Raw genomic sequence first — 18,317 nt, 5'->3', positions numbered from 1 at the left:
GTTGCTCCGCCCCCACACACGCCGACCCGGCATGAGGAGATCCCGCATGCAGTCCTTAGCCAGCGCCCTTCCCCACCGGCCGTCGAGCAGAACCGCACGGGCCCGTACGGCTCTCGGTCTCGTCGTCGTCCTGCTCGCCGCCTGCGTCGCCTTCCTGAGTCCGTCCTCCGCGCACGCCGCCGACCAACTGCTGTCGCAGGGACGGCCCGCCGCGGCCTCATCGGTCGAGAACGGATCCTTCCCCGCCGGGGCCGCGGTCGACGGGAACACCGGCACCCGGTGGTCCTCGGCCTTCTCCGACCCCCAGTGGCTGCGTGTCGATCTCGGGTCGGTCCAGCAGATCACCCGCGTCACCCTGAACTGGGAGGCCGCCTACGGCAAGTCGTTCCAGATCCAGACCTCCGCGGACGCGAACACCTGGGCCACCGTGTACTCCACGACGACCGGCACCGGTGGCGTGCAGAACATCAACGTCACCGGCAGCGGCAGATACGTGCGCGTCCTCGGAACGGCGCGAGCCACCCCGTACGGCTACTCCCTGTGGGAGTTCCAGGTGTACGGGCCCGGAAGCACCACCCCGCCGGACGACTTCTGGGGCAGCACTGGCGACATACCCGCCGCGAACAACGCCGTCGAGGTGAAAGTCCTCAACCGCACCAACGGCAAGTACCCCGACAGCCAGGTGTACTGGAGCTTCAACGGCCAGGTCCACTCCATCGCCGAGCAGCCCTACCTCGACATGCCGGCGAACTCCGCGGGCCGCATGTACTTCTACCTGGGTTCGCCGAACGGTCCGTACTACGACTTCATCGAGTTCACCGTCGGCAACGACGTCTTCAACGGCAACACCACCAGGGTCGACGCCTTCGGCCTCAAACTGGCCATGCGCCTGCACTCCAAGGACGGGTACGACGTCGAGGTCGGCGAGAACCGGCAGACCTTCGCCGAGGACCGCGCGACGACCTTCCAGCGGTTCACGGCCGCCGTCCCCGACCAGTTCAAGGTGCTGGCCCAGACCCAGTCCCCGTACCGGATCATCGCGCCCGGCAGCGACCCGAGCTTCCGGGCGGGCGGCGCCAACGCCGGCTACTTCACCTCCTACGCCCAGTCCGTGGGCGTGAACGCGGCCACCTCCGACATCTTCGGCTGCGCGGCGGCCCTCGCGAGCAACCCCAATATGTGCGCCGCCCTCAACCGCCATGTGGCGACCCTGCCAGCCTCGCAACAGGGCGATCCCGCTCAGTACTACAAGGCGGCGCCCGCCAACTACTACGCCAGGTTCTGGCACGACAACGCCATCAACAACCTCGCCTACGGCTTCCCCTACGACGACGTGGCGGGTCAGTCCTCCTTCGTCTCCCACGGCAGCCCGCAGTGGCTGCTGGTCGCCGTCGGCTGGTAGCCGGGTCCGCTACCACGGGGGCCGTGCCGGCTCGGCGCCGTCGTGTCGGCGAAGGGGGTCGACCACGACGCCGGGATCGAGGATCCCGGACGGGTCCGGCACGGCCTTGTCCGCCCGCGGACAGGTGGCGAAGAGACCGGGGCGCCGCCGGTCGTACCACGGCCGGCGGCGCCCCGGCCTGCTCGGCATCAACGCCGCCGCCCACCTCCAGGAGCAGACTGAACGCGCCCGAGCTCACCCTCGGTGAGCTCCACCTCGTCGGGCCGTAGCTTGGACGGGTCGCGGATCTCGTGGGCCGCGCCGGGAACAGGCGGTGCCGCCGGCACGGTTGCACCGACCGAGGGACCGGCGCCGCGCGGGCGGGGAACACGGAGACCAGGAGGTCGTCCGCCCCGCCAGGATCCGGGCCCCGGGATCGCGGTACGCCCGCCGCGCATTCGGACCAGGACGTATTTTTCTGCAGGAGGACTGTTTCATGACTGACCGGCCCTTGACGCTCATGGCAGTGCACGCCCACCCCGACGACGAGGCCACCGGAACCGGAGGGGTCCTCGCGCGGTACGCGGCGGAAGGCATCCGCACGGTTCTCGTGACGTGTACCGACGGCCGTTGCGGTGACGGACCAGGGGGTGTCAAGCCGGGCGATCCCGGGCACGATCCGGCGGCCGTCGCCTTGATGCGCCGTCAAGAACTCGAGGAGAGCTGTGAGGTCCTGAAGATCAGCGATCTGGAGACGCTGGACTATGCCGACTCCGGGATGGTGGGCTGGGCGAGCAACGACGCCCCCGGATCCTTCTGGGGGACTCCCGTGCAGGAAGGCGCCACTCGACTCGCCGAACTCATGCGGCACTACCAGCCCGATGTGGTCGTCACCTATGACGAGAACGGCTTCTACGGCCACCCCGACCACATCCAGGCCCACCGCATCACGATGGCGGCGCTGGAGATGACCGAGCTGACACCGAAGGTGTACTGGACCACGATGCCCCGCTCGATGATGCAGCGGTTCGGCGAGATCATGCGCGAGTTCCATGAGGACATGCCGGAGCCGGATCCCGCCGAGGCCGCCGCGCTGGCCGAGATCGGCCTCCCCGACGACGAGATCACCACGTGGGTGGACGCCACCGCGTTCAGCGGTCAGAAGTTCGACGCGCTGGCCGCGCACGCCAGCCAGGGCGAGAACATCTTCTTCCTCAAGATGGGCAAGGAGAGGTTCGGCGAGCTGATGGGCATGGAGACCTTCGTACGTGTCCAGGACGCCACCGGCGCGGCCGTACCCGAGAACGATCTCTTCGCCGGACTGCGCTGATCCGCCCGTCAGAGCCCGGCGGTCCGCTCCGATCAGGGCAGACCGCCGGGGTGGTGTTGAATGTGGCTCCATGAGTGAGCGTGGACGTGCGGCGAGCCGGACGGCGGTGCTGGTCTGTCAGGGGCGGGCGGCCGCGGACGGGCTGGCCGCTCCAGGCCGGTTCGCGGATCCGGTGGCGGTGCGGCTGCTGCGCGTCGCGGAACGTACGCCCGTGGACGAGGTGCGCTCGAACACTCCGCCGAGGGGCTGGCGGGAGCGCACCGTGTACGAGAGTGTGCGGGCGTGCGCCGAGGTGGTCGTGCCGCGGACAGTGGCGATCGACGAGGCACTGCGCGCCCGTGCGACCGGCCAGTTGGTGATTCTCGGCGCCGGTCTGGACACACGAGCGTGGCGTCTGCCCGAGCTCGCGCGGACCGATGTGTGGGAGGTGGACCATCCGGCCTCCCAGAAGGACAAGCGCGCCCGTCTCGCCGCCGGGCTGTCGGCCACCGCCCGTTCCGTGCAGTTCACACCGGTCGATCTCGCCGTCGATGATCTCGGTGCGGCGTTGGATGCCGCGGGTCACGATCCATCCGCGCCGACGACATGGCTCTGGGAGGGCGTCGTCCCCTACCTCACGCGGAACGAGGTACGTGCCACGGTGGCCGCCCTCGTCGCCCGGACGGTCCCGGGCAGCGCACTCGTCGTCAACTACCAGGCACCGTCGGCGAGGGCGGCGGTGGGCCGACTGCTGACACGCGTGCTCGGCAGTTCGATCACCTCGGGCGAGCCGTGGCGCTCGCTGTGGCGACCGCAGCAGATGGCCGAACTGCTCGCGGAGTTCGGCCTGGGGGTGGTGTCGGACGACAACCTCCTCGCCCTCGCGGACACCCTCGGCATCCCGACACGCGGGCGGACCTCCTTGCGGTCAGGTCGCGTAGCCGTCGCGGAGAGCCGATGACCTGAGGAATCGACCGGGGCATGTCCTGGCCGGGCAGCCCCCATCGCGATGACGGGGCCTATTGCGCATCCCGCCGCCGGAGCACGCCCGCGCCCGCGGATCGCGCCATGGTGGACGACGCCTCTCCTGCGGCCGTCATCATGGCGGGCCGGCACATGTCCCCGACGGTCCCCCTGTCACTAGCCTCCGGCGCGTCCACCCCATCCCACTCGGATTCGAGGTCCCGGATGCGCCACCCCAGTACGGACGTCACCCCACCCGGCGGACGGCGGCCCCGACGGCGGGCCGCGCTCTGCGCGCTGTTGCTCGCGATTGCCGGTCCGGGCGTCGTCGCGTCGGCCACGCCGTCACCCGCCGCCGTCGGCCACGGCGCACCCGCCGGGCTCTGTTCCGCGGGCGATCCGCCGCGGGTACCCGGCGCTGCCTTCCAACAGGCCGTCTGTCTCGACGAGTTGACCACCGCCGGGACCGTGGCCTCCGGACACACCGATCCGGCCGACTACGCGGGCCTGACGCCCAAGGACCTGCCGACGCCCAGCGGAGTGCCCGGGACCCAGATCGACGGCTACTTCCCCGACACGTCCACCACCAATACCAACCACGGCTGGACGCACGACGCGCAGTTCGTCATCCGGCTGCCCGACCACTGGAACGGCGGACTCGTCGTCGCCGGAACACCGGGCAACCGCGAGCAGTACGCCAACGACCGTGCGATCTCCGACTGGGTGCTCTCGCGCGGCTACGCCTACGCCGCCACCGACAAGGGCAACACCGGCCTCGCCTTCTACCGGGACGGCGACCGCCCCGGCGACGCCATCGCCGAGTGGAACACCAGGCTCACCCAGCTCACCCGGGCCGCCCGCGCCGTCGTCAGGCAGCGCTACGGGAAATCCCCCTCCCGCACCATCGCCACGGGCATCTCCAACGGCGGCTACCTGGTCCGCTGGCAACTGGAGAACCACCCCGAGCTCTACGACGGGGGAGTCGACTGGGAGGGCACCCTCTGGACCTCCGACGGACCCGGCCTGCTCACCTTCCTGCCGCCCGCGCTGCGCGCTTACCCGGCCTACGCTGCCGGCGGACCCGGTGCCGAGGCGGCCCAGGAGGCGCTGCACGCGGCAGGCTATCCGGCCGGATCGGAGTTCCTCTGGCCCTATCACCACAAGACCTACTGGGATCTGACCCAGCGCCTCTACCGTGAGGAACTGGACCCCGGCTACGACGGGACGACCGAGGCGGGAACCCCGTTCTGCGCCTCCGGAACCCCCGCCTGCGACGCCGACTACGACTACGGCGCGAGGCCGCGGGCGGTGCACCGCGCCGTCGACCGCATCGCGCTGACCGGGCGCATCGGCAAGCCGCTCATCACCCTCCAGGGCACGCTCGACGTGCTGCTGCCGATCAGCCGCGACGCGGACGTCTACGTCCGTATGGTGCGCGATGCCGGGCGGGGACCGTTGCTGCGGTACTACCGCATCGCGGACGGGACGCACACCGACTCGCTCGTCGACGCCTTCCCGGACCGACTCCGTCCGATGACCCCCTGCCACCGCTCGGCCTTCACGGCGCTGGAACGCTGGCTGGCGGGTGAAGGACGCCCTCCGGCCGGCCACACCGTGCCGCGCCCGGCGGCCGCGGACGGTACGGCGCTGCTGACCGAATGCCCCCTGGGGTAGCGGCCGAGGCGACCGCCCTCCCGCCGCCTCCGCCCGGCCACATCCTCGGCGGCCCGGCGCGGAGGCCGGCCGGAAGGCCTCAGACGCGCCCCGGTGCCGGGGCCGCCTCCGCTCCGGCGGCGGGCGCCTCGGCTCGCCGGGGGAGAAGCAGCGGGGTCGCCAGCAGGAGCACGCCGGCCAGGGCGATGGCCGTACGCGGGCCGAGCAGGGCGCCCAGTACGCCCCACAGTGCCGTCAGGAGTGCGGTCGAGCCCTTCGTCGTCACCGCCCAGGCCGTCAGCGTCCGGGCGACCCGGTCGTTCGCGGTGCGTTCGAGACGGTAGGTGGAGTAGACGGGGTTGAAGACCCCGCAGCAGAAGATGAGCCCGAGCTCGACGCCCATCACCAGCAGCAGCCCTCCGGTGCCCGGCCCCAGGAAGGCGAGGCCGAGCGGCCAGAGAGCGCGCAGCGCCCCGGACCCGACCAGGACCCGATGCTGCCCGAACCGGGTGACCAGCGGTCGGGCCAGCCGTGAACCGAGCAGCCCGCCGATCGAGGGCGCGGCGAAGGCCAGGCCGTACTGCCACGGCGTGAACCCGAGCCTGCCGAGCATCAGGACGGCCAGCAGCGGCTGGGCGGCCATCACCAGGCCGTTGAACACGGCTGTGTTGAAGAACAGCGGACGCAGGGTGCGGTCGGCGAGGATGTACCGCCAGCCGTCGAGCAGGTCCGAGGCTCGCATGCGCGCGGCCTCCCGGCGTTCGGGCGGCGGTTCGTGCCCGCCCGTCGCGCGGATGCCCAGGGCGGAGAGCAGATAGCTGACCCCGTCGGCCACCACCGTCGCCACCGGACCCAGAAGCCCGATCGCCGCGCCGCCCAGCGGAGGTCCGATGATCGTGGTGGTCCAGGCCGTCGACTCGAACCGGGCGCCCGCGACCAGCAGGTGCTCGGCCGGTACGAGGGTCTTCAGATACGCGCCGGAGGCGGCGCGGAAGGTGATGTCGGCCGCCGCGACGACCACCGAGACGAGCAGGAGCTGAACGAAGGTGAGCGCGCCGAGCGCGAAGGCGGCGGGGATCGTCAGCAGCGCGGCGAACCGCACCAGGTCCATCGTCACGAGCACCGGCCGCTTGCGGCGGAACTCCACCCACGGGCCCAGCGGCACCGCCACGGCGGCGCCCACCGCGGCCCCCACGGAGGAGAGCACGGCGACCTCGGCCGGTCCGGCGTGCAGCACCCGGATGGCGATCAGCTCGAACGAGCCGAAGGCCAGCCAGGTGCCGAGCGCGCTCGCCCCGTACGCCCCCCAGAGCCACCCGAACCGCCGCCCCAGCCGGTGCCCGCTCCTCATGCCCGACACCCCTCGCACCTCGCCCCTCGTCCCGCACGGCCTATCCGCGTCCGAAGCCATCAAAGCGAGCACCGCGACCGAGGATCAAACAACCGCATGAGCGCGCGCCACAACCATCGGTTGTGGCGCTAGGGTGGCCATGTGGACCTCGACACTGTCCGGACGTTCGTCGCCGTCGCCGACGCGGGGCAGTTCCAGGAGGCCGCCGCCGAGCTGGCGGTCACCCAGCAGGCCGTCTCCAAACGCGTCGCCGTGCTGGAGCGAACCCTCGGTGTGCGGCTGTTCACCCGCACACCGCGAGGCGCCGAGCTCACCATCGACGGCCAGGCGTTCCTGCCCCACGCGCGTGAGCTGCTGCGCGTGTCCGAACGCGCGGTCGCGTCCGTGCGCACCGGCCGCCGCCCGTTGCGCGTCGACATCATCGCCTCGCGCGGCGCGGCGTCGGGCCTGATGCGCGGCTTCCACCGTACGTACCCCGAGGTCGACCTCGACGTGGTGATGCTGTTCGAGATCGAGGCGGCGACCGCCGCCATCCGGTCGGGTGCGATCGACGCGTCCTTCCGTGCCGTCGCCGTGCCGGGCCGGCCCCTGCCCGAGGACATCGAGTCGGTCCGTGTGCTCGACGAGCCGCTCCACCTGCTCACCGGCCCTGCCCACGCGCTGGCCGGGGCCCCTTCGGTGACCGTCGCCGAGCTAGTCGGTCACCGGATCTGGATGCCGGGCATCGTGCCCGGGACCGAGTGGGCCGCGTACTACGACGACCTCGCCGCCGAGTTCGGACTCACCATCGAGGCGACCGGTCCGAACTTCGGCTCCGACGCGCTCCTCGACACCGTCGCCGACACTCCGGCGCTCGCCACGTTCATGGGTGAGCGGACCCTCCCGAGGCTGTCGCAGGGAGGTGCCCCCAACGTCTGGCGCGACGAGCGCGGTCTGCGGCTGATCCCGGTGACCGATCCGACCCCCGTGTACCCGCACTCGCTTCTGTGGCACCGGGACAATCCGAGCCCGGCGCTGGCCACGCTCCGCGCCTACCTCGCCGCCGCGGCGGCCGGTCACGACACGGCCGGGACCTGGACCCCGGGCTGGGTGATCCCGCGCTGATCGCGGCGGACCGCCTTGCCGTCGCAGGGCTGGACAGGCGTCACCTCGCGCCGCCCCCGGGCAGCCGCCGTCCTCACGGAGAAGAGGGCCGCCCTTCGGTTCCCGCCCGCAGGACCTCGTCCAGTGAAGTCGCCCGGTGTCCGGTGAGGTCCTCGACGGCGGTGGTCACGGTGGCGAGAGACCCGTCGGCGATCGCCGCGTACGTGGACACCCATGCGTCGAGCTGCCAGTCGGGCGCCCCGTATCGCGCGCGGGAGGCGTACGCCTCCTCGGTCGTCTCCGGGACGTAGGAGACCGGTGGGCCGCCGACGGCGGTGAGGATCCGGGCCACTTCGGTGAGGGTGAGGGACTGCGGTCCTGTGAGCTCGTACGTGCGGCCGGTGTGCGGATACGGATCGAGCAGTACCGCCACCGCGGCGTCGGCGATGTCGTCCTGGGCGACCAATGCCGCTCTGCCGTCACCGGCCGGCCCGCGGATGACGCCGTCGGCGCCCACGAGAGCGGGCATGAAGTCGGCGTAGAGGTTGTCACGCAGGAAGGTGAAGGGGATGCCGGCGGCACGGATGTGCTGTTCGGTGTGCCAGTGGTCCCGGGCCAGGGTGAAGGTCGCGTCGGGTGCGGCCCCGTAGAAGGAGATGTAGACGAGGTGAGCGACACCGGTCTGAGCCGCGGCATCGATGAAGGTGCGGTGGTCCCGGAGCCGGTCGGGGGACTCCGAGGCCGAGACCATCAGGACGCGGTCGGTGCCGCGCAGGGCGCGCAGGAGGGCTTCGTGGTCGTCGTACGCGCCGGGCACCGCGATCGCGCCGGTCAGCTGCGGAGCACGGGAGGGGGTGCGGGCCAGGAGGGTCTGCGCGATTCCGGCGGCGGCCAGCCTGCGTGCGATACGCCCGCCCAGGCGGCCGGAGGCTCCGGTGATCGCGTAGGTGGCATCGGTGGGAGCCAACGTTCTCCTCCTTGAGCGGGCGCAGGGTGCCGGGCGCCGGGCGTCGGTTTCGCCACGGTGGCCGTGGCGGCGGGCAGCGGGTCGGCCGGTGGTCGGCCGGTCCGCGGGGTGGCGGATGCGGGTGAAGGGGCTACCGGACGAGTGTGACGGTGGTTCGGTGGATGGGCTCGCCGGACGGGCTCGGCGGTCCCGTCGGTGATGTCGCGGTTGTCCGTGAGGGAATGGCGTCGTCGACCGAGCCGGTGCCCAGTCTGCTCGCCAACTCCCTTACAGGAGGGCTGTGTTCGGCCCGGTTCAGATCTCGACCGCCGCGTACGACTCGACGTAGGAGTCACCGTCGGCGCCGTAGTACGTGCAGGTGCGCGCCACCAGGTCGACGTCGTACCGGACGACTCCCGCCTTCCAGCAGCCCTGGACGAACTCGGGGAACGTGGTCCGGCCCGCCTGGTCGGCGCGCAGCGCCTCGACCAGCGCTTCGCGGTCGAACGGCGGGACGTCGACCGTGCCGGTGATCAGCGGCTCTCCTTGGACCGCGACCGGGCCGGCGGCGGTCACGTAGAGCATCGCGTTGGACGGCACGGCCATCTCGCAGCGGGTGACACCGGCCTGGCGCAGCACCTCGGCGAGGTGGGGGAAACCGCCGGCCTGGGGACGGACGGTGTCCGCGCGCGTCATCGCGGCCCGCAGATTGCCGATCGCGTCGGTCATGGTGCTCTCCCGGAGAGGTGATGTGCGGGCGCCGAGGAACGTTTCACGGCGGTAGTACGATGACAACAAACTTACAGAACGACAATATGTTGTCAAAGGGATGTTGTCGACGAGGAGAGAGGTGACCGGCGTGCCTGATGTGCCGGACGAAATGGCCCTGCTGGTCGCGGACGTCTATGAGGCGGCAGGCGTGCTGCGCAGGTCGGGGGAGGCGATCGCGGCGGCCGAAGGGCAGACGCAGGCGCGATGGCAGGTCCTCGGCGCCGTCTCCGACGAGCCCTTGTCGGTCGCCCGGGCCGCCCGCCGCCTGGGCATCACCCGCCAGGGGGTCCAGCGCATCGCCAACGACCTCGCCCGCGACGGACTGGCCGACTTCCGGCCCAACCCCGATCACCGGAGCTCACCGCTGCTTGGCCTCACCCCCCGAGGACGCCGTGTACTGGCCGGGATCACCGACCGCGCCGCGGCGGCCCACCGCGCGCTCTCCGCGGACATCGCCTCCGCCGACATCGTCGCCGCCCGGGACCTGCTGCGCCGAGTGATCGAGCAAGTGCGCCAACGGGAAGGCGAGTAGGCGTCCCCGAGGTGTCGCTGGGCTCGTTCCGGCCTGCGCACTCGTCTGCCGACGCCGGTTCTCAGCAGCTCAGCGCCGCCACTCGTAGACGCCGATTGAGGTCTCCACAACCTCCTGGGGCCAAGAGGCACGGACACGCTGCAGTCGTTCGTGGTGCTCATCGGCCCATCCGCCGGCCAGGCGGACCGGGACACGGACGGATGTCCCCGATGCGGCCATGTCCGCCACCACGATCACGGCAGTCCCGTTGCGACCGGACAGCTCGAACCGGATCTCGGGGGTACGCCCGTCATCCATCCAGACGGCATTCCGCCCAGCTGCGATCTCTCTCAGGACCTGTGACCAACTGTCCAAGTCGTCCGGAGTCAGACACACTTCGAGACGTCCTTGGGCGAACCCGCTGGTGACGACGATCTCCGCATCGAGGTAATCGTGCATGGTCAACACCCCGGGCATCGTCCGGCCGAGAACCCTGACCTCAAGACCGCCCTCCCCGTCGACCAGACGGATGAGATCCACAACGCTGTCCTCTGCCATGCCTGTTCCCCACTCTCGCATCGACTCTCGTCATCATGCACGTGCGTCAGCGGGTGGGGTGCCGCTGGTCGAAACAGCCCGCAAGACCGGCCTGGATCAGGCGATAATGATCACTGGTCACCTGTGCGTACTACTTGGGGAGGTCTTGTGAGTCCGAGTCCGCGCGAGGTGTTTCTCCAGCTTGTTCATGGGGTTGCCGGCGGGAACTTCGACGAGTTGCCCGACCTGTATGGCGAGGTCACCGATGTCCGGCATCCGATGGCGGCGCAGGAGTCGGAGCCGTTGACGAGTCGGCGTGCGCTCCAGGAGCACTTCACGGTGCCGCCGGAAGTCCGGGAGTCCTTGCCGAGGAGGCGGGTCGTCGATGTCGTCGTTCACGAGACCGCCGATCCTGAAGTGATCGTCGCCGAGTTCGCCTATGAGTTCACGTTGCCGGACGACTCCACGGCCAAGGTGCCCTGCGTCTTCGTCATGCGTGTCCGGGACGGCCAGATCATCGAATCACGCGACTACATCGACCCGATTCGTACGTACACGGCGCGCGGGGACCTTGACCGACTCATCGCATCGTTGCGGAAGGATGTTTCCTCAAGGCCCTAGTCTCGCGTTTTCACCAACGAGGCCATTTCGGCGGCCCTGACGCCCTGGCAGGCGAAGGCAAGAAGTGGAACGGTTCGGTGTCCGCCTGCGTCGTCCCTCTTCGGGGCACGGTGGCTGTGTCCCGGGGAGGGGAGACCGGGTGCACAGGGGCGACTTCGCCAAGTGGACAAGGCGGTTCGAGGACGAGCGCGAGCGCAGGCGCGCCCAGGGTGATCCGGACTGGGGGCGAAGCGCGACGCTGCATCCGGCGGTGTGGGCCGGCATCCAGCGCTTCCAGGTCGGCGAGGACGGTGACGGCGCCAACCTCGTCGGCAAAGCGGATCAGGCCGGCGACGCCGACTACGCGCAGGCGGTCCGGCTCTTCGTCGCCGAGGAACAGAACCACGCCCGTCTGCTTGCCCGGCTGCTGGCCGCGGGGGGCGTGCCGACGTTGACCGGGCACTGGAGCGACGCGGCCTTCGTACGGCTGCGGCGTCTCATGGGCCTGCGCATGGAACTACTGGTGCTGATGATCGCGGAAGTGGTGGCGCTGCGTTACTACCGGGCCCTGCGCGATGGCACCGACGACTCGCTCACCACGGAGGTGGCGGGACGGATCCTGTCCGACGAGCAGCGCCATGTCCCGTTCCACTGCGAGCGACTGCACGCCTCCCTCGCGGAGCTGCCCCACGCGACGCGCCGCCCGGTGATGGCCCTGTGGCGACTTCTTCTGCTCGCGGTCTCTCTCGTCGTCGCCGCCGACCACGGCCCGGCACTGCGCCGACTCGGCATCGGGCGCCTGCGATTCGTGGTCGACGTCATGACCTCGTCCCGCGAGGTGGTCTCCGACGTGCTGGTGCCCCGCCCGGACGCATGGACGGGCGCGAGCTGACAACGGACAGCTCCACCGCTTCCTACGACCTCTTCAGGAGCGAGCTTGGGCCGTCACCGGCGTGGCCGCGCGGAAGAGGTGCAGGAGGGCCTGGGCCGGCGGGGTGTCCGGGTCGAAGAACTGCGTGGCCAGCGCGGCCGGCACCGCCGTTCCCTGCATGCGGACCTCGTGGCAGCGGAAACAGAACGCCGCCTCGAACAACGCCAGGTCGAGAGAGTCCTCGTACGACCGGACACTCCAGCCGGGTGAGAAGCCGCAGCGCTGCTGTCCGCTGCCGGGCAGGTCCTCGATCAAAGCCAGGGCTTTCGCGGCCTCGCTCCCCGTCCAGAGGGCGACCGCCCTGCCGGGGTAAGGGGCACCCTTCTTGGCCGGCAGGGCGGAGATCCTCACGACCTCGATCAGCGCGGTGGACGCAACGGCTTCGGCGGGGAGCTGCATGTGCACAGTCTGCTCTTCCTGCCGACGGCCGGCTGAGGCGGGCCGAGATCTGGGCCGAGCGCGGACCGGGCTTGGCTTCGGTGTCACGTCTCCGGGATCGTCAGCCACTGGCCCGGGTGTCCGGGAGGGAGTCGGAGATCCTCGCGTACGGCCGCGTAGTAGCCTTCGCGGCCCTTGCGCTGGCGTTCCAGGAGCGCTTGCCATGCCCCGGGATCGCGGGTGCCCGAGCGCTGGAAGCCCTCCATCTCCATCACCACCGTCACCCATACCCGGGCCCGGTCCACCACCTCGCGGCTGCCCAGCATGAGCAGGGCCTCCCCCGGAGGATCGCGGTCGTCGGTGGCCCGGGCCATGAGCGGTTCGGCCTCGGCCAGGGGCAGCGGGTGCGGATGCGGGTCGTTGCCTATATGGGCGGCGACACGGTAGGTGAGGGTCACCGACTTCTTCAGCGACCGCGCGTACTCGGAGTACACGGCGAGGCGCCGTTCTTCCCACCGCTCCGCCCGATCCCGTTTGAAGCGCTCGCGGTCGCTGCGGACGAGAGCCAGATACGAACCCAGGGCGCCGATCACGACGCCCACGAGCGCGGGGAGTTGCTGAAGGAAAGCGGACATGATCGCACCGTACCGACCGCGGTGTCCGGGACGGGCGACTTCACGACCGCGTGGACCGCCGAGCACCGACGGAGTGGGCCGCAGCCGCGGACGAGACCGCGGCCCACTCGGCCGGCTCGGTCGGTCAGGACAGGATCTCGACGTACCCGTCGGCGCCGTGCACGCGGATCCGCTGCCCGTCCCGGATCAGCCGGGTGGCCCGCTCCACGCCCACGACGGCCGGCAGACCGTACTCCCGGGCGATCACCGCGCCGTGCGTCATCAGACCGCCCACCTCCGTCACCAGGCCCGCCACCGCGACGAACAGCGGGGACCAACTGGGGTCCGTGAACGGTGTGACCAGGATGTCGCCCGGCTCCAGATCGGCGTCCGCCATGTCGAGGATGACGCGGGCCCTCCCCTCGATCGTCCCGGCGGAAACGGGCAGCCCGACCAGAGCGCCGTCCGGCACGTCGTCGCGCCGGTAGGACCCGGTGACGGCCTCACCGTCCGAGGTGAGCACCCGGGGCGGTGTGAGCGCCTGGTACGAGAGGAACGCGTCCTTGCGCCGCTGGATGAGCCGGTCGTCCACCCGGTTCGTGCGTACGACGTCGTGGAACTCCTGGAACGTGAGGTAAAAGACGTCCTCCTTCTCGTGAAGCACGCCGGCCCGCACGAGGCGCCCGGCCTCCTCCAGCAGGGCCCGCTTGTAGACGAAGGAGCGGCTGACGATGCCGTACTTCGGATACTCCCGGTACCCGGCGAAGGCCCTGACCTGGTCGATCATCCGCTTGGTCTCGTCGGCTCCGCGGTCACCGTCCGGCAGGGCCCGCAAGCGTGACAGAACGTCCTGTTCCTTCTCCCACGCTCTCAACCGCCCTTGCTCGAAGCGCCGTTCGGCGGCGCCCGGCTCGAAGTTCCTGACGTTGTCGAGGATCACGGGCACGAGGGTGCTGGGCTGCTCACGCCACCGTGGCCGGGTGATGTCGATCTCGCCGACGCAGCGCATGCCGTACCGGTCGAGGTAGGCCTCGATGGCGTCGCGGGCTTCGGTCCCGCCCGCGAGCTTCGCCAGGTCGTCCAGGAAGTCGTCGTCCTCGACGTTCTGGAGGAACGCCACCACCTCCGGTCGGGAGCGGATCACGTCCGCGACGTCGAGCAGCTCCAGGCCCATCTCCGACGTGATGTTGTCGGGAGCGGACAGCGTCAGCGTGTCGGCCGCGTTCTTCTCGCCCAGCCACTCCCCGAGCCTGTCGTTCAGCCACCAGGTGGCCTCCATCCCCGCCATGATCGCCCGCATGTTCAGCGGATCACCGAGGACCCGCTTGTGCTCCTCGAACGCCTCCAGGAGGAAGTCGAACAGCGCCGGTCCGCTCTTCGTCCGGATGCCGCTCTCCAGGGCGGCGACGGACGCCCGGCTGCGCTCGATCAGCTCGGTGACGATGGCGGGATCGGCCTCGGCCGGAGTGGACGCGCCGCCCGCCGGTGGCCCGCCGGGTCCCGTGTCCGGGAGCGAGGGGACGAAGTCGTCGCGGTCGAGGACGGTCTCCAGAGCGTTTCTGACCAGCGGATCTCCCTTTCCCATGACGTCCAGGAGGGCGGCGCGGCTGGCGGGGGAGGCCAGGCGCCGGGTGACGTCGACGAACAGCCTCCCGCCCGCCTCGTGCATCGGCACCATCGCCGTCAGCTGCCACATGGAGTAGCCCAGCGGCTTCATGGCGTCGGTCATCATCTGCTGATGGCCGACGGAGACGTAGACGTGGTTCTCCCGGTCGCCGGCCTCGGGAACGGGGAACAGCGTGGTGATCGGACGGCTCTGCACGATCCGGAAGCCGTCGTCGGCCAGGCACCACTCGATGTCCTGAGGACGCCCGAAATGCGCTTCGATCCGCCGGCCCAGCCGCACGAGCCGCAGGACCTGTTCATCCGTCAGCGACGGCTGCTCCTGCCGCCCCGCGTCGATCGCCACTTCCCGCGTACCACCGGCCGGCAGGGCCTGAACGGCACGCTGTTTGACGCCGATCGTCCTGGCGACGATTTCGTCGTCCCGCACGGTGAAGACGTCGGGGTTCACCAGTCCGGAGACCAGGGCCTCGCCGAGACCGAAGCCGGCGTCCACGGTGGACACCTTCCGGTTGCCCGTGACGGGGTCGGCGGTGAACAGGATGCCGGCCGCGTGCGGGAAGACCATCCGCTGTACGACGACCGCCATGTGGACCGTACGGTGGTCGATGCCGTTGTGCCGGCGGTAGGTCACGGCCCGCTCGGTGAACAGCGACGCCCAGCACCGGCTGATGTGCCGGAGGATCTCCGTCGGCCCCACGATGTTCAGATACGTGTCCTGCTGGCCGGCGAAGGAGGCCGTCGGCAGGTCCTCCGCCGTCGCGCTGGACCGGACGGCGTAGGCAGCCCCCTCGCCGAGCCGGGCGAGCGCGCGCGTGACCGCCGCCGCGAGATCGTCCGGGACGGTGATCTCTTCGATGGTCCGGCGGATCCGCGCGCTGAGCGTGCGGATCGCGTCCCGGTCGTCCGGGTTCACGCGCGACAGCTCGTCGATCAGGCCGTCGATCGACGGCACCTCCGCCATGATCCGTCGGAAGGCGTCCGTCGTCACACAGAAGCCGCCCGGTACACGGACGCCTTCGATCCGCGACAGCCCGCCCAGATGCGCGCCCTTGCCGCCGACGACCGCGACCCGCGTCTGATCGACCTCTTGAAGATCCAGCACGTACTGCTCAGTCATTGCGATGCCTCCGAGGCGGCCGTGTTCCGTCGTACCGCGATGTCCCATCACCGGCGCCTCCCACTCTGTCGAACCTCTTGTCGAGCACGTCCTCGTCCCTGGTTGCCTTCCCGCTGACGCGTCGTCCGGCCGCTCCGCCGATCGGGCGGCGCGCACCGCGCACCGCCGCGGGTCGGGGCACAGACCGACGATTGTGCGCCGTGACCGGGGCCTTGCGGCAAGCCCCCCGGTGCGCTATAAGTTGAGAGAGGCAAGGAGAGGACTCTCCTTGCCCTTTGGTTTTTCAGGCCCCGAGGGATTCTCAGGCCCCGAGGGATTCTCAGGCCCCGAGGGATTCTCAGGCCACGAGCAGGCGGAGTCCGAGTTCCGCCGCGTCGAGGGCGACGAGGTCGCGATTGCGCTCGGCCCACAGGCCCGAGGACAGATCGTCGCGGAGCCGGGTCACCGCCCGCAGTTCGGCCTCCGGCCCGACCCTGGTCCACACCGACACCGCGCGGCGCACGGGTTCGTCCAGGTACGCCTCGGGCCGGCGCCAGTACGCCTCGAAGAAGCCGTCGGCGCAGTCCCACGGAATGAGCACCGGCTCCGCCCGGCCCCCGATCGCCCGGGTCAGGTCGGCCAGTGAAGGCCAGCCGACGAGAAGGTCGGCGAACTCGGGCAGGTAGTCGCGGCTGAGCCAGAACCGCTCACGCCAGGCGGGGGCACTGGCGTCGTACGTGACCACGACCACGCGCCGGGCCACGCGCCGCATCTCGCGCAGCCCGGCGATCGGGTCCCGCCAGTGATGAACGGTGCTGAAAGCCATCGCCGCGTCGAAGGACCCGTCCTCGAACGGAAGGCTCTCGGCATGCGCGGCCACGCAGGGTGCCGCGCCCGTGGGACGCTGTGCCCGCATGACCGCCGACGGTTCCACCGCGGTCACGTCGCGGTCCGGGGGCTCGTAGGAGCCGGTGCCCGCGCCGACGTTCAGGACCGTGCGGGCGTCCCCGAGCGCATCCCACACCCGCGCGGCGATCCGTGGCTCGGTCCGCCGTGTCGCCGGATAGGCGGACCCGATGGCGTCGTACAACTTCGCTCCGAACATGGTCAGTTGCTCCTCGGGTGTCGTCCTGATCCCCATGGCCCGTGCCTCCAGTTCCCTGTCTATCGCCGTCACCATGGCCGCCGCGCGGTCGCGCTGTTCCAGCAGCAGGGCGCGCAACCGGTGCAGGTGCGCGACCGCGTCGGTGGCCGGGTCGTCGACCAGACCCGCGATCTCCCGCAGTCCGAAGCCCAGCCGCCGATAGGCGAGGACCCTCCGCAGCCGCTCCACGTCACCGGCCGAGTAGGCCCGGTATCCGGCCCTGGTCCGCGCGGACGGCCGTACGAGGCCGATCTCGTCGTAGTGATGCAGCGTGCGGACGCTCACGCCGGCCAGCTCTGCCACGCGTCCCACGGTCAGGTGTTCCTCCACACCACCGACCATGCGGCATGACGCCGCGTGAGGGTCAAGGCGCCCGTCACGGCCGTGGCCTTGTCAACGCGCAAGGGGCCCTTGATAGTTGATCCGTTCGATGAGGCCGATGACTTGGGGGACAGCGGTGCGGCGTACTGGGAGTGAGACGGAGCTCGGTGAGAGACGCGGGAGTTACCCGATAGCGGGCGTCATGGGTGGCGTTCTTCAGATGTTCCGGCGCTTCGTCGTGCTCTTCTGTCTCATCCTGTCGGGATTCATGATCATCAAGAGGCCCCACGGCGCGCTCTTCAAGTGCCTGGTCTCGGTGGCCGTGATCCTCGGCCTGGTCGGGCTGCGGGCCGCGTGGGGCTGGGTATCCGTGCGGGTCGGGGCGCGCCTGTGCCACATCCACACCGGCGGCCTCGCAGTCACCGGACTGTTCGGCCAGGTGAAGCACTCCGTTCCGTGGGACACGATCACCGAGCTGAGGCACATATCCAACCTGTCGCCCCTGCTCACCTTCCACCGGTTCGAGCTGGTGCGGCGCGACGCCCGGACCGTGGCGATCCTCGTCCTGCAGGCGAAACCGGAGTTCGTGCCGGCCTTGCGGAGGGCGTCGGAGCTGGGTGGGCTGCGCCCGGAGCGATGAGCCCGTCGTCCGCGTGCCGGTGCCGGTGCCTCGTCCCGTCCTGCGGCCCTTCTGACGGGCGAGCTCGTCAGGGCAGGAGTTCGTCAGATGCGCTGGGACCGGATCACGTCGGCGGCGCCGAACACGTCGTTCTTGCCCGCGATGAGGTCCTTGCACAGCTCGACGAGTTCCCCGTACGGGCTGTCGAGTCCTTCGCCGCTGGCGTGCATGTAGGCGATGGCCACGGCGCACGCGAAGCGGACGTTCAGCGAGGGAAGCGGCCGCAGCAGGAGCAGCGTGTGCAGCAGGGCCGCCGCGCGCCATGACGCGTCGGGGTCGATGCCCAGGCGAGGCGGATCCACGCGGTGCCGCGCCACCGCCGCGACCAGCGCGGAGAAGTCGCTGATGTGGGGCTGGTCGGGGAGTGCCGCTTCGTGCTGCCGCAGGAGCCAGCGCACGTCGATGTGTACGACGGGAGCCATG

At 70.6% G+C, this 18,317-nt stretch carries 18 protein-coding genes; 9 read left to right on the top strand and 9 right to left on the bottom strand.

Translation table 11 applies throughout. From position 1 onward, the window contains the following. Window positions 1–46: 46 nt before the first annotated feature. The 4 genes from OG780_RS03010 (at window position 47) to OG780_RS02995 (ending at window position 5,327) form a co-directional block, all read left to right on the top strand. Window positions 47–1,402 (top strand): beta-1,3-glucanase family protein, encoded by a 1,356-nt coding sequence (locus OG780_RS03010; protein WP_328444362.1) that lies wholly within the window; start codon window positions 47–49, stop codon window positions 1,400–1,402. 475 nt (window positions 1,403–1,877) lie between these two features. Continuing rightward, window positions 1,878–2,711 (top strand): PIG-L family deacetylase, encoded by an 834-nt coding sequence (locus OG780_RS03005; RefSeq protein WP_328444360.1) that lies wholly within the window; start codon window positions 1,878–1,880, stop codon window positions 2,709–2,711. 70 nt (window positions 2,712–2,781) lie between these two features. Continuing rightward, window positions 2,782–3,651 carry a class I SAM-dependent methyltransferase gene (locus tag OG780_RS03000; RefSeq protein WP_328444357.1) on the top strand — a complete coding sequence of 290 codons (870 nt, stop codon included), beginning with the start codon at window positions 2,782–2,784 and terminating at the stop codon, window positions 3,649–3,651. Between the two features lie 227 nt (window positions 3,652–3,878). Continuing rightward, window positions 3,879–5,327, top strand: a complete 1,449-nt coding sequence (locus OG780_RS02995; protein WP_328444355.1) for a tannase/feruloyl esterase family alpha/beta hydrolase — start codon at window positions 3,879–3,881, stop codon at window positions 5,325–5,327. 79 nt (window positions 5,328–5,406) lie between these two features. Here OG780_RS02995 and OG780_RS02990 read toward each other — a convergent pair whose 3' ends face one another. Then, window positions 5,407–6,657 carry an MFS transporter gene (locus OG780_RS02990; RefSeq protein WP_328444353.1) on the bottom strand — a complete coding sequence of 417 codons (1,251 nt, stop codon included), beginning with the start codon at window positions 6,655–6,657 and terminating at the stop codon, window positions 5,407–5,409. Between the two features lie 141 nt (window positions 6,658–6,798). Between OG780_RS02990 and OG780_RS02985 the strand changes: the two genes are divergently transcribed. After that, the gene (locus OG780_RS02985) at window positions 6,799–7,761 is read left to right on the top strand and encodes a LysR family transcriptional regulator (RefSeq protein WP_328444351.1); all 963 of its coding nucleotides are present in this window, start codon (window positions 6,799–6,801) and stop codon (window positions 7,759–7,761) included. A gap of 73 nt (window positions 7,762–7,834) precedes the next feature. Here OG780_RS02985 and OG780_RS02980 read toward each other — a convergent pair whose 3' ends face one another. Together OG780_RS02980 and OG780_RS02975 are read right to left on the bottom strand one after the other, a co-directional pair. Further along, the gene (locus OG780_RS02980) at window positions 7,835–8,707 is read right to left on the bottom strand and encodes an SDR family oxidoreductase (RefSeq protein ID WP_328444349.1); all 873 of its coding nucleotides are present in this window, start codon (window positions 8,705–8,707) and stop codon (window positions 7,835–7,837) included. 294 nt (window positions 8,708–9,001) lie between these two features. Further along, entirely contained in the window at window positions 9,002–9,415 is a 414-nt protein-coding gene (locus tag OG780_RS02975) for a DUF1398 domain-containing protein (RefSeq protein ID WP_328444347.1), read from the bottom strand. A 130-nt stretch (window positions 9,416–9,545) separates the two neighbouring features. Between OG780_RS02975 and OG780_RS02970 the strand changes: the two genes are divergently transcribed. Next, a complete protein-coding gene (locus OG780_RS02970; protein WP_328444345.1) occupies window positions 9,546–9,989 on the top strand; it encodes a MarR family winged helix-turn-helix transcriptional regulator in 444 nt (147 codons plus the stop codon). Between the two features lie 69 nt (window positions 9,990–10,058). Here the strand turns inward: OG780_RS02970 and OG780_RS02965 are convergent, their stop codons facing one another. After that, complete coding sequence (locus tag OG780_RS02965) at window positions 10,059–10,526, bottom strand: DUF5959 family protein (RefSeq protein ID WP_328444343.1); 468 nt, start codon at window positions 10,524–10,526, stop codon at window positions 10,059–10,061. Between the two features lie 147 nt (window positions 10,527–10,673). Here OG780_RS02965 and OG780_RS02960 point away from each other — a divergent pair, with 147 nt between their 5' ends. Together OG780_RS02960 and OG780_RS02955 are read left to right on the top strand one after the other, a co-directional pair. Further along, window positions 10,674–11,126, top strand: a complete 453-nt coding sequence (locus OG780_RS02960; RefSeq protein ID WP_328444341.1) for a nuclear transport factor 2 family protein — start codon at window positions 10,674–10,676, stop codon at window positions 11,124–11,126. A 139-nt stretch (window positions 11,127–11,265) separates the two neighbouring features. Next, complete coding sequence (locus OG780_RS02955; protein ID WP_328444339.1) at window positions 11,266–11,997, top strand: ferritin-like domain-containing protein; 732 nt, start codon at window positions 11,266–11,268, stop codon at window positions 11,995–11,997. Between the two features lie 33 nt (window positions 11,998–12,030). Here OG780_RS02955 and OG780_RS02950 read toward each other — a convergent pair whose 3' ends face one another. From OG780_RS02950 to OG780_RS02935, 4 genes are all read right to left on the bottom strand, one after another. Then, window positions 12,031–12,435, bottom strand: coding sequence for a hypothetical protein (locus tag OG780_RS02950; RefSeq protein ID WP_328444337.1), 405 nt, complete (start codon window positions 12,433–12,435; stop codon window positions 12,031–12,033). 83 nt (window positions 12,436–12,518) lie between these two features. Further along, a complete protein-coding gene (locus OG780_RS02945) occupies window positions 12,519–13,049 on the bottom strand; it encodes a hypothetical protein (protein WP_328444335.1) in 531 nt (176 codons plus the stop codon). Window positions 13,050–13,173: 124 nt separating this feature from the next. After that, window positions 13,174–15,771 carry a rifamycin-inactivating phosphotransferase gene (rph, locus tag OG780_RS02940; protein WP_328444332.1) on the bottom strand — a complete coding sequence of 866 codons (2,598 nt, stop codon included), beginning with the start codon at window positions 15,769–15,771 and terminating at the stop codon, window positions 13,174–13,176. Between the two features lie 337 nt (window positions 15,772–16,108). Further along, entirely contained in the window at window positions 16,109–17,236 is a 1,128-nt protein-coding gene (locus OG780_RS02935) for a MerR family transcriptional regulator (protein WP_328444330.1), read from the bottom strand. Between the two features lie 181 nt (window positions 17,237–17,417). Between OG780_RS02935 and OG780_RS02930 the strand changes: the two genes are divergently transcribed. Then, complete coding sequence (locus OG780_RS02930) at window positions 17,418–17,855, top strand: hypothetical protein (RefSeq protein ID WP_328444328.1); 438 nt, start codon at window positions 17,418–17,420, stop codon at window positions 17,853–17,855. Window positions 17,856–17,938: 83 nt separating this feature from the next. On the opposite strand, the gene OG780_RS02925 is transcribed toward OG780_RS02930, so the two are convergent. Next, entirely contained in the window at window positions 17,939–18,316 is a 378-nt protein-coding gene (locus OG780_RS02925) for a toxin Doc (protein WP_328444326.1), read from the bottom strand. Between the last annotated feature and the right edge of the window lies 1 nt (window position 18,317).

Source organism: Streptomyces sp. NBC_00386 (assembly GCF_036063235.1).
Lineage (GTDB): Bacteria > Actinomycetota > Actinomycetes > Streptomycetales > Streptomycetaceae > Streptomyces.
The sequence above is the reverse complement of the archived record's forward strand: the minus strand, read 5'-3'. Positions and strand labels throughout refer to the sequence as shown.